The 15667-nt window shown below is 32.4% G+C and carries 17 protein-coding genes and 2 pseudogenes; 7 read left to right on the forward strand and 12 right to left on the reverse strand.

Going from position 1 to position 15667, the window contains the following annotated elements; translation table 11 throughout:
• Window positions 1–91: 91 nt before the first annotated feature.
• Both COI44_RS10280 and COI44_RS10285 read right to left on the reverse strand, forming a co-directional pair.
• The gene (locus tag COI44_RS10280) at window positions 92–613 is read right to left on the reverse strand and encodes a hypothetical protein (RefSeq protein ID WP_098427839.1); all 522 of its coding nucleotides are present in this window, start codon (window positions 611–613) and stop codon (window positions 92–94) included.
• A 29-nt stretch (window positions 614–642) separates the two neighbouring features.
• The gene (locus tag COI44_RS10285) at window positions 643–1005 is read right to left on the reverse strand and encodes a VOC family protein (RefSeq protein WP_098427840.1); all 363 of its coding nucleotides are present in this window, start codon (window positions 1003–1005) and stop codon (window positions 643–645) included.
• A gap of 145 nt (window positions 1006–1150) precedes the next feature.
• Here COI44_RS10285 and COI44_RS10290 point away from each other — a divergent pair, with 145 nt between their 5' ends.
• Window positions 1151–1639, forward strand: a complete 489-nt coding sequence (locus tag COI44_RS10290) for a GNAT family N-acetyltransferase (protein ID WP_098427841.1) — start codon at window positions 1151–1153, stop codon at window positions 1637–1639.
• 52 nt (window positions 1640–1691) lie between these two features.
• On the opposite strand, the gene COI44_RS10295 is transcribed toward COI44_RS10290, so the two are convergent.
• From COI44_RS10295 to COI44_RS10305, 3 genes and pseudogenes are all read right to left on the reverse strand, one after another.
• Entirely contained in the window at window positions 1692–2651 is a 960-nt protein-coding gene (locus tag COI44_RS10295; RefSeq protein ID WP_098427842.1) for an RtcB family protein, read from the reverse strand.
• 284 nt (window positions 2652–2935) lie between these two features.
• Window positions 2936–3151 (reverse strand): annotated as a pseudogene (locus COI44_RS10300) (RtcB family protein); the annotation flags it as partial.
• A gap of 115 nt (window positions 3152–3266) precedes the next feature.
• Entirely contained in the window at window positions 3267–3719 is a 453-nt protein-coding gene (locus COI44_RS10305) for a GNAT family N-acetyltransferase (protein ID WP_098427843.1), read from the reverse strand.
• A 266-nt stretch (window positions 3720–3985) separates the two neighbouring features.
• Here COI44_RS10305 and COI44_RS10310 point away from each other — a divergent pair, with 266 nt between their 5' ends.
• The 6 genes from COI44_RS10310 to COI44_RS10330 all read left to right on the forward strand — a co-directional run bounded on the left by COI44_RS10310 (window position 3986) and on the right by COI44_RS10330 (window position 9365).
• Complete coding sequence (locus COI44_RS10310; protein WP_098427844.1) at window positions 3986–4537, forward strand: cysteine hydrolase family protein; 552 nt, start codon at window positions 3986–3988, stop codon at window positions 4535–4537.
• The gene (locus COI44_RS10315) at window positions 4534–6003 is read left to right on the forward strand and encodes a nicotinate phosphoribosyltransferase (RefSeq protein WP_098427845.1); all 1470 of its coding nucleotides are present in this window, start codon (window positions 4534–4536) and stop codon (window positions 6001–6003) included. The genes COI44_RS10310 and COI44_RS10315 overlap by 4 nt, the downstream gene beginning before the upstream one ends.
• Entirely contained in the window at window positions 5996–6625 is a 630-nt protein-coding gene (gene nadD / locus COI44_RS10320; protein WP_098427846.1) for a nicotinate (nicotinamide) nucleotide adenylyltransferase, read from the forward strand. Before COI44_RS10315 ends, nadD begins: the two co-directional genes overlap by 8 nt.
• A complete protein-coding gene (gene nadE, locus COI44_RS10325) occupies window positions 6622–7443 on the forward strand; it encodes an ammonia-dependent NAD(+) synthetase (RefSeq protein WP_098427847.1) in 822 nt (273 codons plus the stop codon). The genes nadD and nadE overlap by 4 nt, the downstream gene beginning before the upstream one ends.
• Window positions 7444–7558: 115 nt before the next feature.
• Window positions 7559–7699, forward strand: coding sequence for a lmo0937 family membrane protein (locus COI44_RS23875; protein ID WP_170927396.1), 141 nt, complete (start codon window positions 7559–7561; stop codon window positions 7697–7699).
• A gap of 157 nt (window positions 7700–7856) precedes the next feature.
• On the forward strand, window positions 7857–9365 hold the full coding sequence (locus tag COI44_RS10330; RefSeq protein WP_098427848.1) for a flavin monoamine oxidase family protein: 1509 nt from the start codon (window positions 7857–7859) through the stop codon (window positions 9363–9365).
• 145 nt (window positions 9366–9510) lie between these two features.
• Here COI44_RS10330 and COI44_RS10335 read toward each other — a convergent pair whose 3' ends face one another.
• From COI44_RS10335 to COI44_RS10365, 7 genes and pseudogenes are all read right to left on the reverse strand, one after another.
• Window positions 9511–9924 (reverse strand): hypothetical protein, encoded by a 414-nt coding sequence (locus tag COI44_RS10335; RefSeq protein ID WP_098427849.1) that lies wholly within the window; start codon window positions 9922–9924, stop codon window positions 9511–9513.
• 314 nt (window positions 9925–10238) lie between these two features.
• Window positions 10239–10493, reverse strand: coding sequence for an excalibur calcium-binding domain-containing protein (locus COI44_RS10340; protein ID WP_098427962.1), 255 nt, complete (start codon window positions 10491–10493; stop codon window positions 10239–10241).
• Between the two features lie 147 nt (window positions 10494–10640).
• A pseudogene (tnpB, locus tag COI44_RS10345) lies at window positions 10641–11773 on the reverse strand (IS200/IS605 family element RNA-guided endonuclease TnpB).
• Window positions 11774–12154: 381 nt separating this feature from the next.
• Complete coding sequence (locus COI44_RS10350) at window positions 12155–13087, reverse strand: DNA-3-methyladenine glycosylase family protein (protein ID WP_098427850.1); 933 nt, start codon at window positions 13085–13087, stop codon at window positions 12155–12157.
• A 22-nt stretch (window positions 13088–13109) separates the two neighbouring features.
• Window positions 13110–14084, reverse strand: coding sequence for a DMT family transporter (locus COI44_RS10355; protein ID WP_098427851.1), 975 nt, complete (start codon window positions 14082–14084; stop codon window positions 13110–13112).
• 21 nt (window positions 14085–14105) lie between these two features.
• Window positions 14106–14492, reverse strand: coding sequence for an NUDIX hydrolase (locus tag COI44_RS10360; protein ID WP_098427852.1), 387 nt, complete (start codon window positions 14490–14492; stop codon window positions 14106–14108).
• 95 nt (window positions 14493–14587) lie between these two features.
• Complete coding sequence (locus COI44_RS10365; protein ID WP_098427853.1) at window positions 14588–15523, reverse strand: DUF1835 domain-containing protein; 936 nt, start codon at window positions 15521–15523, stop codon at window positions 14588–14590.
• Between the last annotated feature and the right edge of the window lie 144 nt (window positions 15524–15667).

Consider the following 15667-nt stretch of genomic DNA (forward strand, 5'->3'; position numbering starts at 1 on the left):
GCAATACTCTTTAAAAGTATTGCATCAGTGTGTAGACAAAGTATAAGATTTTCAGATTGATTGCAAATGTTTGGTGGGCAGTCTGAAACGGTTAACGATATGTAACTTCTGTATACCCTAAACTATTTTTAGTTGCCTTCATCGGCTTATTGGGATAATAGAACACTAAATCTTTATAATTCATCTTATATTTACTAGTTTTAAAGTACTTGTTAAGATAAACCGTTCTCATTTTTTCACCATCTACATAGATTGCTTTTCCTTTAGGGCGATCCTTATCAAATCCATAAATTAGTTGGTCATTTAAAAAATGCATTCCCTTGCCATCTCCGGCATACAAATGCTCTGCACCTGAAATTGAAGCAAAATTCATATTTAAAAACGATAATGTTTTAAATATATATATACTATGCGGTATATCAGTAATACAAAGAATGTATGGACTATTCGGGATCTTAACTAAGTTGTAATCCACTTTTTTTAATTCTGGTAAATCCTTATGAATAGCGAAACTAACTGCTTTTTCTTTTGAATTAAAATTTATTGATATATAAGTAAATATGCTCACTAATGCTACAAAAATTAGCACATATGTAATAACCTTTTTACTCATGTTATAACTTCCTTTTTTAGACATTTATTTTATTCAGGAAAAGAGCATACACCTAAACGATTTCCTTCTAAATCTTTAAATTCAAACCATTTAAACGTTCCATCTTCATTCAATTGCTCTAATTCTACATCATTTTCTTTTAAATGATTATAAGCTTGTTCAATATTTGGAGTATAAAAATTAAAACTCATATGTGTATTAGGATTTTCTACTTGATTTGCTTTTCTCACTAACGTTAATGGTGTTTCCCCAATATTTAATGCCGCATATCCATTCATCGGATCATTCCATCTAACCGTAAAACCCAATACCGAGCAATACCAATCTACCGCTTTCTCAAAATCAGTTACTTGCAGAAAAACTGTATCAATTCTTTTAAAATGCTCTGACATAGTTAAGTCCTCCCCTTTTACTACTTACTATTTATTCAACACTTGTAAACTATTTCCTTTTATATTTCATGCTAAAAATAAAGGGATTTCACTATATATAGTCAATTATTTATAAATATTAAAACTAGACAATGGAGGAGAAATTTTGATTAAAATTGTTAAAGTAAAAAAAGAAGAGGAATCAAAATTACACAATTTAATGCAATTTTATATTTATGAATTTACTAAATATCTTCCTGAAATTAAACTCGGGGAGAACGGTTCTTATCATAAGTTTAATTTGGAAAAATGCTGGCAGGATCTAGATTATCACGCTTTTTTTGTATTGTATAATGAAGAACTGATCGGATTCGCTATAATTGAGGCTTCATTAGAATCAACTTCAAATTGTATAGAAGAGTTTTTTATAATTAAAAAATATAAAGGGCATGGTTTTGGTAAGAAAGTTGCAATTGAACTTTTCAAACTGTTTCCTGGAAAATGGAGTATCTCACAAATTGAAAAAAATGAACCTGCCAAAGCTTTTTGGAGAAATGTAATTAATTATTATACAAAAGGGAACTTTACTGAAAGGGTTGATGAGAATAAAAAGACAATCCAAGAGTTTGATACGTATGAAATTATAGAAAATTAATTTAAAACAAAGCCACAATATAGGTGGCTTTTGTTTTGTTATATAGATCGATTTAATTTGCTTTGAAATTATAAAGTGGTTTAATGACTTTAATAACTTCGATTGCATCTTTAGTATTTTCAATGATTTCTTTCATTTCCTTATAAGCCATTGGACTTTCGTCAAGTGTACTCTCTAAAACTGAAGTACTCCAAACATCCTTCATTGTTTCTTTAAACTCATCAAGTGAAAGAGTTGCTTTTGCTTTGGAACGACTAAGAATTCGACCTGCACCATGAGGGGCCGAATAGTTCCAATCTGGATTTCCTTTTCCGATTGCAATCAAACTACCATCTCGCATGTTGATCGGAATTAATACTTTCTCACCTTTTTGGGCGGAAATCGCTCCTTTACGAAGAATCATGTTTTCGATATCAATATAATTATGAACAGTCGTAAATTGTTCAACAACTGTTAAATCCATATTCTTTACGATTTCATCCATCATTGCCTTCCGATTCCATAAAGCATATTCTTGGGCAATTGCCATATCATGCATATATCGATCAAACCAAACTCCTTCCAAATAAGCTAAATCCTTTGGAATATATTGTGAAGGAAGATTTTTTAATGCCGCTTCAATTTCTTTTTCACGGCCTTCATCCCTTAATTGCTGAATGACTTTTGAACGATTTTCTGACTGGCTTTTTAATAATTCATACGCCTTTTTCTGATAAAATTCCGCTACAACTTTACCTAAATTTCGGCTTCCAGAGTGAATCACAAAATAAATAGTTCCGTCTTCATCAGCATTACACTCAATAAAATGATTTCCTCCACCAAGTGAACCTAAGCTAAGCTTTGTTCTTGTTTCATTTAATTCTTTAAAACAGTACAGCTGTGAAAAATCAATTTTCTTCACAAATTCATGCTTATTATTTCGAATTGAAAACCCTGATGGAACATGTTTACGAATGACAGCATCTAGTTTTTGAAAATCGATTTCTTTTTGTGAAACTGTTATTGTTTCCATTCCACAACCTATATCGTACTTTAACCTCTAATTTCTTAGAGAGTGGACTATACCTTCTCTACAATCATCGGAGTATGCAGCTCCTTATGTAGGCTCGCCGTGTTAATTTTCCCATCCGACATTAGGAAATAGAATAATTCTGCACAATCGTCTGCTAACAACGTGCAAGTCTCTGAACCATTTGACTATGTCACCATAGCCTCTGGCTGCTGATTGCCCTCGACTATATTTTACGTTAGGGTTTCCAGCAATTGAGCGAGTTTTTTAACGTTGAAGCCGTTTTAGTTAACCCCAACGAGATTTGGAACAATTTTATCTTGAATTGTCATTGTCGTTCCAATTGTACATCCCTTACCTGCATGAGTATCAGGCATAATTCTAATTTTAGAACTTTTCACGAACTCTTGATTACATAGTTCAATAATTTGCCCAATTGCTCCTTGTTCCACATTATCTGTAAATATTTTAGCTTCATTAAATGAGCCTTTAACTGTAAGCATCATGTTCTCCTTCAAGTTAGTTTTATTTTAAGGTATAACTTTATTAACCTATTTCAAAGCATTTGATGATAGTTCTAGATTTTCATTAATTTTATTAGCTACAATTATTTGACGATCACTTTAGATTTTCTAAATTTAATGAATACGAAAGAAATTCTTTATCAACTTGATAGCCATTTTTTTCATACAATGCTTGTGCCGATTTATTATCAATCGCAGTTTGTAAATCTAATGCTTTTGCTTTCGATTCGATTGCAAATTTCTTTGCCGCATTTAACAACAATTGTGCTACTCCTTTTTGCCTTGAAGTTTCGGTTACATATAAGTCATTTAAAATCCATAACTTTTTCATTGATACCGAAGAAAATGAAGGATATAACTGAGTAAATCCCATATATTGCTCTTCTTCTTTTACGAGAAAAATAACAGAATCTTTGTTATGGATTCGTTCGGTTATAAAATCAATCGCTCCGTTTAAATTACTTTCTTGTTTATAAAACATTCTGTACTGATCAAATAAATTTGCTACTTCTGTAATATGCTCTGATTTTGCACGAACTACTTCCATCATGTCACCTCTTCTAACTAATAATTAATCTATTAGTTAGTTCGGTACATTTCATTAATTTCCTCTAATCGCTACAAAGGATACAAAACCTACGAAAAATAGTAATTTTTAATGGTAAAGTTAATAATATAAACATGATTTAATAAATTTCCAAAATTTAGGTTTTCATCTGAATTAACTTATAATAAGATTGAAGATGAAAAACTAATTTAATTTTTTCTATTATGTGAAGGAATTAACATTCTTACACTTGGGGTGATTAATCAATGGATAAAAAAGCGCTCATTATTATTGATTATACGAACGACTTTGTAGCAGATGCTGGTTCATTAACTTGTGGTAAACCGGCACAGGAAATTGAGCAAAGTATTCTTAAACTAACTAAAAGTTTCATCGAAAATCAAGATTATGTTGTATTTGCAGTAGATGTCCATGATGAGAACGATCCGTTTCATCCCGAAACAAAATTATTTCCACCTCATAATATTAGACATACTAAAGGAAGAGATTTATATGGTGGATTAATGGATTTATACAATTCATCGAAAGGCAATTCAACTATTCAATGGCTCGATAAAACTCGTTACTCCGCTTTTGCAGGAACAGAACTTGAGATAAAACTAAATGAAAGAGGCATAAACGAACTTCATTTAATAGGAGTTTGCACTGATATTTGTGTATTACATACCGCAGTCGATGCTTATAATAAGGGTTATAAAATAGTCGTTCACCAGCAGGCTGTTGCAAGCTTTAATGCAGCTGGGCATGAATGGGCATTAAGTCATTTCAAAAATACTTTAGGGGCGGAAATAAGATGAATTACAACTTTCAAGATGATAGCTTTGCACTTCATACAGACCTTTATCAAATTAATATGGCGGAAACTTATTGGGGAGACAATATTCACAATAAAAATGCTATTTTTGAACTTTATTTTCGTAAACTCCCATTTGGAAATGGATATGCAATCTTTGCAGGTTTAGAAAAAATAATTAGTTATCTACAGAACTTTAAATTTAGTAGTTCAGATCTTGCCTATTTAAAAGAAGAACTAGGATATAAAGATGAATTTATTCAATTTCTGTCTAATGTAAAATTCACAGGATCAATTAGAGCAATACAAGAAGGTGAATTAGTTTTTGGCAATGAACCAATTTTAAGAGTTGAGGCCCCTCTTTTAGAGGCGCAATTAATTGAAACTGCCTTATTAAACATTGTCAATTATCAAACATTAATTGCTACTAAAGCATCACGAATTAAACATATCGTTGGTAATGATACATTAATGGAATTTGGAACGAGACGTGCTCAAGAATTTGATGCTGCCATTTGGGGAGCAAGAGCCGCTTATATTGGTGGATTCCATGCGACTAGTAATGTTCGTGCTGGTAAATTATTTAATATTCCTGTTTCAGGTACTCATGCTCATGCGCTCGTGCAAGCATATCGGGATGAATACATAGCTTTCAAAAAATATGCAGATCTTCATTACAATTGTACATTCCTAGTTGATACATACGATACACTTAAAAGTGGAGTGCCTAATGCGATTAAAGTCGCAAAAGAACTAGGTGATAAAATTAACTTTGCAGCAATCCGACTAGATAGTGGTGACCTAGCCTATTTATCGAAAGAAGCTAGAAAAATGCTCGATGAAGCTGGGTTCGTAAATACTAAAATTGTTGCATCGAATGATTTAGATGAATATACAATTTTAAATTTAAAATCGCAAGGAGCCAAAATTGATTCTTGGGGAATCGGAACAAAGCTTATTACAGCATATGATCAACCGGCTCTTGGAGCTGTTTATAAATTAGTGAGTATTGAAGATGAAAATGGGAAAATGATTGATACAATAAAAATTTCTCAAAACCCAGAAAAAGTTACAACACCTGGACTAAAGAAATTGTATCGAATTATTAATACAGTTAACCATCACGCTGAGGCTGATTATATTGCCCTTGAAGATGAAGATCCAAGGTCTGAGGAAAAAATAAAGTTATTCCATCCAATCCATCCATATATCAGTAAGTTTGTAACTAATTTTGAAGCTAGAGAACTTCATCACCAAATCTTTACTAAAGGTGAATTAGTCTACAAAGTGCCTGCAATTAAAGACATTCAGGATTTTGCTGAAAACAACTTAAGTGTACTTTGGGAAGAATACAAACGTGCATTAAACCCTGAAGAATATCCAGTAGACTTAAGTCAAAAATGTTGGGATAACAAAATGGAAAAAATAGCAGAAGCTAGAAAGAAAACAGAGGAAATGAAAAATGGCTAAAATTGGGATTTATGGCAGTTCGTTTGATCCGATTACAAACGTTCATTTATGGACTGCGAGTACGATCGCTCATCGTTGTCAATTAGACAAAGTTATCTTTTTACCATGCTCTTCAAAAAGAAGAGATAAACAATTACATAATACTGATGAACATCGTTGGAATATGTTAAAATTGGCAATTCAAAACAACTCAAAGTTTATTGCAGATGATTATGAAATGAGTAAAGAAGCTTGGGAAGTTTTCACTTACTATACAATGAACCATTTTAAAGCGGAATATAGTGAAGATGAAGTTTATTTCATAATGGGAGCTGATCTCCTAGAAGATATAGCAGAAGGAAAATGGAAATACGGAGATCAATTAGTTTCCGAAAATAAATTCATTGTAATGGCACGTGATGGAATTGATATGCTAAAGACCATCTCTCGTTCTCCCTTATTAAGAAATAATGATAATGGTTCAAGATTTCATCTAATTGATAAAGGATTAGCGATGGAAATTAGTTCAACATATATCCGAGAAGAGTTTGCTAAAGGCGGCGAGCCAAGATATTTATTACCTGAGGATTGCTACGCTTATATTAAAAAATACAATCTGTATCAAAAGGAGAATGAAGATTGAACAGTTTACAAAAAGAGATCGTCGAAGAAATGAAAGTAAAGCCAGTTATCGATCCTAAAGAGGAAGTAAGAATTAGTGTTGATTTCCTAAAAACCTATCTAAAAAAACATCCATTTTTAAATGGTTTTGTATTAGGTATTTCAGGTGGTCAAGATTCAACTTTAACTGGTAAACTTGCACAAATAGCTATAGATGAATTAAATAGTGAGCAATCAGAAAAAAATTATCTATTTATCGCAATTCGATTACCATATGGCGTTCAAATGGACGAAGAGGACTGCCAGGAAGCGTTAAAGTTTATTCAACCAACTAAGACCTACACAGTGAATATTAAAGCTGCTGTAGATGCTAGTGTTAAAACATTAAAAGATATTGGCGTTGACCTTACTGATTTTGCAAAAGGGAATGAAAAAGCACGTGAAAGAATGAAAGCTCAATATAGCATTGCTGCTATGAATGGGTGTGTTGTCTTAGGCACCGACCATTCCGCTGAGGCTGTTACTGGCTTTTATACTAAATATGGCGATGGTGGATCAGACCTTTGTCCGATTTTCCGTCTAAATAAACGACAAGGAAAGATGCTACTAAAAGAATTAAATTGCCCACCTAAGCTATATGAAAAAGTTCCGACTGCTGACCTTGAAGAAGATCGCCCACAATTAGCAGATGAAGTCGCTCTTGGAGTTACATATGATGACATCGATGATTATTTAGAAGGTAAAGAAATTAATAGTGACTCTCAAGCAAAAATCGAATCATGGTTTAATAAATCTAGACATAAGAGACAAATGCCATACACTGTTTTCGATAAATTTTAATTCATGAAAGCTACCGAATTTGGTAGCTTTTTCACTTTTGTGCTCAATAAATGGATATGAAAGTTAAAATTGGAGAAGGTAATAATACAGTCATTAAGAAAGGAATGTTCATATTATGTGGATTTTATTTTTTATTCTTTTAATCTTATGGGTATTAGGCTATTTTACTTTCCATATCGCAGGCGGACTAATTCATATTCTATTAATTATCGCAATTATTGTATTTATCGTTAACCTATTTAGACGTAAAAAGTAGCAATTCTTTATATACTTTTTCTACAAACAGAGGGCTTGATTTTTCAAGCTCTTTTTCTTATGCCATTTCTATTCCTAATCCTACTTTTAACCTCTTCTATATTCCTCTATTTTTGAATAAACTTCTATGAATGTCATAAATATAAAGGAGCGAAATTATGCCAGTTAGTATGGAGCCTCCTATATCAATGGAACAAATGCTTCAAACAATTCGTACAGGACTACCAAAAACACTTGAGCCTAAAAATATTATTATTGTTGGTGCTGGGATATCAGGTTTAGTAGCAGCTTCACTTTTAAAAGGAGCGGGACATGAAGTAACAATTCTCGAAGGAAATAATCGAATTGGTGGTCGTATTTTTACTAATCGTAATTTTTATGCAGGACAGTATATGGAAAATGGTGCAATGAGATTACCATCTATTCACTTGCTTGTATTAGAGTATATTAAGAAATTTAACCTTCCGTTAGAAGAATTCATTAATAGCACTCCAAACGATATTATATACGTAAACAATGTAAGAACCATTCAAAAACTTTATGAAGAAAATCCAGACATTCTTAACTTCCCTACTTCACCATCTGAAAAAGGCAAAACAGCTGAATATTTGGCTCAATACGCCATGCAACCTGTAACTGACTTCATTAAAAAGAATCCAAAAAAGAATTGGGAAATCGTTATTAAATTACTTGATCGTTATTCGATGGAATATTATTTAAAATATAATCCATATGGTAAAACTTTATCAGTTGGAGCCATTGATATGATTAAAGTTATGCTTGGGATGGAAGGCTTTCCTGAGCTTTCATTCACTGCCTTACTTCGAGAAGTAATGATTCTATTTACTCCTGGACTAAAGTTTTATGAAATAAAAGGTGGAAACGATCACTTACCTTATTCATTCCTACCTGAATTACAAGAAAATATTATTTACCATCAAAAAATGAAAAAAATTGAGCAACATGACTCTTCAGTTACGATTCATACAGAAGATACACAAACTTCGCAGGCATATTCGGTAACTGGAGACTTAGCCATCATTACTATTCCTTTTTCATTACTAAACTTCGTTGAAATCCTTCCACGCGATTTATTTTCTTATAACAAATATAAAGCAATTCGACAATTACATTATGTTCCTTCGACTAAAATTGGATTACAATTTAAAACTAGATTTTGGGAGAAAGCGGGTTTTATTGGAGGAAAAATGATTTCTGATCTACCTGTTCGTTATTCCTATTTCCCAAGCCAATCCGTTGGTTCAGAAGGCCCAGGTGTCATATTAGCAAGCTATACATGGGAAGATAACGCATCAATTTGGGATAGCTTAACTGAAAAAGAACAAATAGAGAATGCGCTAGAAGATTTATCCAAAATTTACGGTAAAGAAATATATAATGAGTTTATTACTGGTAATACATTTAGTTGGTCAGAAAATCCTTTTTCAGGTGGAGCTTTTGCTATTTTCAAACCTGACCAGCAAACTGAGATTGCCCCATATATATCAACCCCAGAAGGACTAATTCATTTTGCTGGTGATCACACTTCTACAGCCCCAGGTTGGATTCAAGGCGCAATCGAATCCGGAATAAGGGTGGCTTATGAGGTTAACGATTTACCTAAATCAACAGCAAATGAGAAGTTTGAAATACATGATCAAGGTTAAGTACTAGAGTTAGTGGATTTCGGAGCTTAAATACAAGCAATAGCTCACAAAATGCTTTGACCCAATTAATTGAAGCCCTGATACCACGGAATTCAAGAAAAACATAAAACCCACAAGGAACATCTTGTGGGTTTTCATCATGATTTTATCCAATTTTTAAATAACCTACTGAAGGAACGAAAGAGTATCCTTGATTAATAACCAAATCTGTAATTTCTGTCGTTTCAGCCTCTCTGACTTGATGAAACAATTTATATTTTATTGATTTTACTTTTTTTCCTCTTAAAACATTATTTAAATAAATTAACTCAATTTCTAAAAAAGGTATTCTGTACTTTAAATTATTCGTGATTCTATTTGTGATTAGTTCATTAAACTCAATATCGGCATTAGTAACTGAATTTTTTTTCATATCATCTACTAATTTATTCTGTTTATCAGTAAACTCACTAATAATATATTCGATTTCCACTTTTGATAGGGAACGAGTTTCTTTTAATGGCAATGTAACTTGATTTGTTTTTTCTTTACTAAATAATCGTTTAAAAAATTTAATCATAGTCCCGTCCTCTTCAATTTTTCTTATTTATATTTTGTCATGATTAAACAAGATTGTAAAAATAATTTTTTAGGCACTAATACTATTCTATTATTAAACCGAAATTCCTTTGTAGAATTGCCTCTCTTTTAAAATATTTAGAACAAAATTTAATAATTCCAAGAGTCAGGGATTGAATTCGAACATAAAAGACTTAATCAGATAAAAAACACCTAGTATTAGGTGTTTCACGTGTAGACAAAGTTCTAATAACTTGAGTTTCAGACTGATTGCAAGCGCTTGTCAACAGTCTGAAACACCTAGTTTTAGGTGTTTCACTCCGTTTCACATGCATAATTATCATGATCACGATCCATTTGTGCTTGGTAAGCTTTATTCCCTTTTGGTACTCCATTTGGATAGACTTTTCTTAAGTCTGCGCAGTTTTTAAAATACTGTTTATTATTGTTAGACGAATTATTCGTTTTTGTATGATTGGTTTTATTTTTGCTCCATAAACCAACCCTCTGCTGCTGCGCAGTTGCTTGTAAGCTTCTTAGATCTGATTCATAGGCATAATTACCATGTATCTTGAACTACTCACCACTTAACACCTTTACTGGTTGTTTGAAGTGGGAGATTCTTGGGAACAGAGCATACTTGCTAGTATATTTCTTTGCCAGCAGAGGTTTCTCTTGTTTGCCAAGCTATCCCCATTCCTACGGTTCTATGTTTATTTACGCCAAAGCCATTGCTCGTAAGCCTTCAGCTAGAATATTTTTACTGGCATTTATGTCTCGATCGTGATGTTGATGGCAAATAGGTCAGGTCCATTCCCTAATTTCAAGAGGTTTCTTACCACCTTGATGCCCACAATCGGAACATATTTGACTGGAAGGAAACCATTTACTCACTTTCATGATTGTTTTACCGTACCATGTAGCTTTGTATTCTAATTTCGTTACAAAAGCAGACCATGATACATCAGAGATCGATTTGGCTAGTTTGTGATTACGTAGCATTCCTTTCGTATTCAAGGTTTCGATACAGATTAGATCGTGGTTTTTGATGATTTCTGTACTCAACTTGTTAAGGAAATCGTCACGCTGATTCAATACTCTTTCGTGTAATCTAGCGACTTTTCGTTTTTGTTTCTGATAGTTTTTTGCATCAAGAAGGTTAATCCCATTCTTTTTAGCATGAAACGCACGTCTTGAAAGTTTTCGCTGTTCACGTTTTAGTTTCTGTTCCATTTTGGCAGTAAATTTATTGTTGTCAATTTTGCTTCCGTCAGAAAAAATGGCAAAATCAGTGATGCCTAAGTCGATACCAATTGATGATTCAGCTTTCTCCAGTGGTAGTACGTCTACTTCTGCAAGAATGGATACAAAGTATTTACCACTTGGAGTTCGTCTAACGGTCGCATTTAAAACACGACCATGTACTTCGCGACTTTTAGCAAAGCGAAAAGACCAAGTTTAGGTAGTTTCAATTTGTTTCCGACAACGGCAATATTTCCATTCGTTTCTTTTGTTGTTTAGGATTGAACTTGATTCTTTTTAGACTTAAAGCGTGGTGCGTTATTCTGCATGTTGAAGAATCGTGAATAAGAATCGCTAAGGCTTTTCAGTGAGGATTGAAGAGCAATGCTGTCAACTTCTTTTAGCCATATTAACTCTTTTTTCAACTGTGTTAATTCAGCAGAACAAGAATTGTATGTTAATCCTTTGCCAGTTTCTTTGTATGCGTCGTTCCATTGACCTAAAAAGCGATTGAATATAAAACGACTACATCCGATTGTTTTAACAATTAGGGTTTCCTGTTCTTTAGTTGGATAGATACGGAATTTATATGCTTTATTGACTAGCATTGGTTTTCACCTCACTTCATTACATCTAACACAAGATGGTAATATATTAAGAATACTGTTTATCGCTATCTAAATTCATTGAAACCTCAGCCCTTTTCTTACTTAAGTCTGAATAGATCATTGAAATATGAAACGGGCAACAAAAAAAGCCTTTAGGCATACGCCTAACCGACATTCAACGACTACCTATTACTGGTGGTGTTATCACACCTTCACGTAATTGAGGAAGGAGTCTTCTTTCGGAAAATGATAAAATAAGTCTTTTCATGCTGTTCCCCCAATTATTCTTGTTACTACATTATTTTAACAATAAAAACCAATTATGTATCGAAATATAGGGGGATATTTCAATTTTAAAGGACTTTGCTTTGTATTACCTATTTAGGAATATAATGATCTCCATAAATAAAACGTTACGTAAGCTTCCCAGCCCTTCCATTTTGTAGCTATTTTCTTAATTTCATCAATTGAAGGTTTTTTCTCTAATGATAGTTGATTTTTTAATGCATTATGTATTCCTACATCGGCAATTGGAAATGCAGATTTCTCTTGTAAACATTTCATCAAAACGTAATCAGCCGTCCAGTTCCCAACTCCTCGAATTTCTAATAGCTTCTTTACCTTTTTCTCGTATGAATCTAAACGAGTTAGAGATTCTTTTGAAATGAGTCCATCTGTCATTAATTTTGCAATCCCAATCACGTATTCAGCTTTTCGTGTAGTAAATTTCATACTAGTTAAATCGGAAACTTCAAGTTTGGATATTATTTCTGGAGTTGGAAATAGCCAAAATATTTCATCCCGCCATCTAAAGCTTTCTCCATATTTTTCAACAAAGCTTCTTTTTAAAGAAAACGCAAATGACAGATTGATTTGTTGACCCATAATTGCCCATGTAAATGCTTCAAATAAATCCGGAATTCCAATTACGCGAAGTCCAAAATGCTGATTAATTAGCAATTGTAGCATTTGATTATCTTTACTTAATTGATAGAACTCGGTTAGGTCTCTGCCTAAATCAAATAAATCCCATATAAATACTGCTGAAGCTACTTTTATTTCTTCACATGTATTTTGGTCTGGAAATTCAATTAATAATTCGTTATGATCACTACTTACTTTTATTAAAATTAATCTATTTTTTATTTTTATAAGTTTTAAAAAATATTCCCCTTTAACTTGATGAAGTACCTCATTTTTAGATCGTGCTAGAAATACTAAGCATTCTTTAAAACTGAAATCTTTTGGTGTTAAGATAGATATCGAATTCTTATTTTTATCTATTACAAGTGATTCATTGAATTCTTTATACATACTCATCACCTCTTTCAACAATTCATAAATTAACAGTTTCCTTATCTTGCTGTACGGACTTTTTCCTCTGTGATAGATAGCTATGTAAGATCATTCCGATCATGATAATAATCATGCCAATCCAAGAAATAATTGCTGGAGATGCCGATGATAAAAAGAGCATTTCACCAATTACTGTGAATAATACTTCCATGGATTGGGTTGCTTCTACTGCCCCTAATTTCTGCATATTTCCCCTTACTAAATCAGTTGCTTGAAAAAATAATACAGTAGCAATTACACCTGATGAAATCGCTACAATTAACGATTGTGATACTTGGTTTTGACTTGGTAGCCCTTGAGTATATAAACCATAGATTGATAGGATGATCCAAAACGGTAAGCTTGCTAAAGTCATTCCTAAAACGCGTTGATATACATCCAGCTTTCCATCACATAATTCCATCATTTTCCGATTGCCAAGTGGGTATGCAAATGATGCAATAATAACTGGTAAAATACCTGTTAAAACTGTTGAAATAGCAATCTTTGTAGCTAACTCCACTTGCATTAATAAAATACCAAATATGATTAATAAAGACATTCCTAATCCCTTAAACGGAATCTTCCCGCGTACTTTCCGAGTTCCATTTGATGTTTGAATTGAAATGTAGAAAAATGGTGCTAAAAGTGACCCAGATAAAATTGTGATTTGCCATGAACTAGCTATTAGCCATCCTGGTGAATAAACTGCTGCGAGAGAAATTGGTGCATAAAATAAACCGAATCCAATTGTTGACCATATAATCCAACTTTTTAATTTCCCTTTCATTTCTTTTAATAGATCATACAAATTTCTTCTAGAGATTACGATGATCAATAAAAAAGGTACCATAAAAAAGTATCTTAAGGATGCGCTCCAAATCCAACTTCCACCAGATAATTCCATCGAGCGGTTTAAAATAAATGTAATTGAAAAGAAAAATGCCGCTAATACTCCTAATAATATTGGGCGCATATTACCACCTCTATAACGATTTCAATTATCTTTTACGATAAAATGATTTTCGGTTGAAACTTCCTTTAATTTTTTCCGTAAAAATTCAGGGTATAATTCAATTTCTTCAAGATTCTCTATCCTTACCCATTTAAAAATTAATCGATTACCTTCCTTACCATAAAATGATTCATTCATTGAATTAGTAAGCTTGTTCTCTGATTTTATTTTATAATAAAGACCAACTTCGTGAATATCATTTCCTTTATAAGAAAAGAAATTTTCTACCGTCCACATTATCTGATTAATTTCTATTTCTAATCCTAATTCTTCATTGAACTCCCTTTTTAAGCTTAAATGTGACTCTTCATTGAATTTTATTCTACCACCAGGTAATGACCAAATTTTTTCATTTGCTAGTCTGTGAATTAAGACATGCCATTTTCAATCCAAATACCTGCTACCCTTAAATTAAATACTTTGTTCTCTGATTTAAATACAACATCCATTAACAATACCTGACCTTACAGGTTATTATTAGAGGCTTTTTCAACTAAATGAACCCCTCCAATCCACCAGTCTATTCCAATTAAATTCATTCGATTTGCTTTTCCCGTTAGTACGGCTAATCCCCATTTAGTTAATTCAATTTTTGCTTTTGGGTTATGGTGTTTATAACTTGGTAATTCACTGTCACTACTTATTAAAGGGTAATTACCTTTCATTAATTCATTTAAAAGTGCTGCGAAATATAAATCGCTTAATCCATCATTTGTTCTTTGTCTTACGAGTTTATTAAATAGTTCTGCAAAAGAGTTAATACCTTCATTGATCATTGATAATGCTAAAAACTCTACTTCATTTAATCCATTCTGTTGAGACGGAAAATATGTCAAATGACTTAATAAAGCTTGTTTTAAAAACGGAAGCGCATGACATTTATGAATAAATTCATTAAGTTCAGCTAGATTATTTGAACAATAAGCTTTCCATCCAGCACATGCTTCTTCTATTTGTTCGTTTGTAACTTCTTGTTTAGTTGGAAGTAATTCAATTAATTGTTCTGAAGATAATTGACCTAATCCGTGAAATGGTTCAATTCCTTCATATTCATTTATACTAACCATCGAAATTTTTTGAAATCCAAGTGCCGATAATTCCGATAATAAATAAAGTATTGTCACCTGATCGTATCGATCATGTTCGAACCATAGAACAACTTCCTCAGAACAAGATAGTTCATTTAATATTTGAAATTGGCTTTGGCAATTTTCAATAAAAAAACTCGAAGGAATTTGTAGCTTTTGTTCAAAAAATTCTGCTCTTCTTTTATATGTTTCTTCTAATGTCCAATCTTGACTAAGTGGTCCAAAATCATACATTTCTCGCCATACAACAATATTATCATTTAATGTCTTAATTTTTCCTCCAACCACATCACCATTTACAATATGATTCATCTATTCATCTACTTTCTCCATTGGTTTAATTAAAAAGAAAATACAGTTCTTAATTCTTCTTAGCAATCGTAGATTCCTCTTACATCTATTATTATTTTTTATCAAAACAAAAACCACCTATATAAATAGGTGGCGAGACATGTT

The organism is Bacillus sp. AFS088145, assembly GCF_002564465.1.
In the GTDB taxonomy this organism is placed as follows: Bacteria; Bacillota; Bacilli; order Bacillales; family Bacillaceae_G; genus Gottfriedia.

What these genes read in the sequence shown, in the direction of transcription:
- COI44_RS10280 (WP_098427839.1), bottom strand. Translation starts at nt 613, where the DNA reads ATGAGTAAAAAGGTTATTACATATGTGCTAATTTTTGTAGCATTAGTG.
- COI44_RS10285 (WP_098427840.1), bottom strand. Translation starts at nt 1,005, where the DNA reads ATGTCAGAGCATTTTAAAAGAATTGATACAGTTTTTCTGCAAGTAACT.
- COI44_RS10295 (WP_098427842.1), bottom strand. Translation starts at nt 2,651, where the DNA reads ATGGAAACAATAACAGTTTCACAAAAAGAAATCGATTTTCAAAAACTA.
- COI44_RS10305 (WP_098427843.1), bottom strand. Translation starts at nt 3,719, where the DNA reads ATGGAAGTAGTTCGTGCAAAATCAGAGCATATTACAGAAGTAGCAAAT.
- COI44_RS10310 (WP_098427844.1), top strand. Translation starts at nt 3,986, where the DNA reads ATGGATAAAAAAGCGCTCATTATTATTGATTATACGAACGACTTTGTA.
- COI44_RS10315 (WP_098427845.1), top strand. Translation starts at nt 4,534, where the DNA reads ATGAATTACAACTTTCAAGATGATAGCTTTGCACTTCATACAGACCTT.
- nadD (WP_098427846.1), top strand. Translation starts at nt 5,996, where the DNA reads ATGGCTAAAATTGGGATTTATGGCAGTTCGTTTGATCCGATTACAAAC.
- COI44_RS23875 (WP_170927396.1), top strand. Translation starts at nt 7,559, where the DNA reads ATGTGGATTTTATTTTTTATTCTTTTAATCTTATGGGTATTAGGCTAT.
- COI44_RS10330 (WP_098427848.1), top strand. Translation starts at nt 7,857, where the DNA reads ATGCCAGTTAGTATGGAGCCTCCTATATCAATGGAACAAATGCTTCAA.
- COI44_RS10335 (WP_098427849.1), bottom strand. Translation starts at nt 9,924, where the DNA reads ATGATTAAATTTTTTAAACGATTATTTAGTAAAGAAAAAACAAATCAA.
- COI44_RS10350 (WP_098427850.1), bottom strand. Translation starts at nt 13,087, where the DNA reads ATGTATAAAGAATTCAATGAATCACTTGTAATAGATAAAAATAAGAAT.
- COI44_RS10355 (WP_098427851.1), bottom strand. Translation starts at nt 14,084, where the DNA reads ATGCGCCCAATATTATTAGGAGTATTAGCGGCATTTTTCTTTTCAATT.
- COI44_RS10365 (WP_098427853.1), bottom strand. Translation starts at nt 15,523, where the DNA reads ATGAATCATATTGTAAATGGTGATGTGGTTGGAGGAAAAATTAAGACA.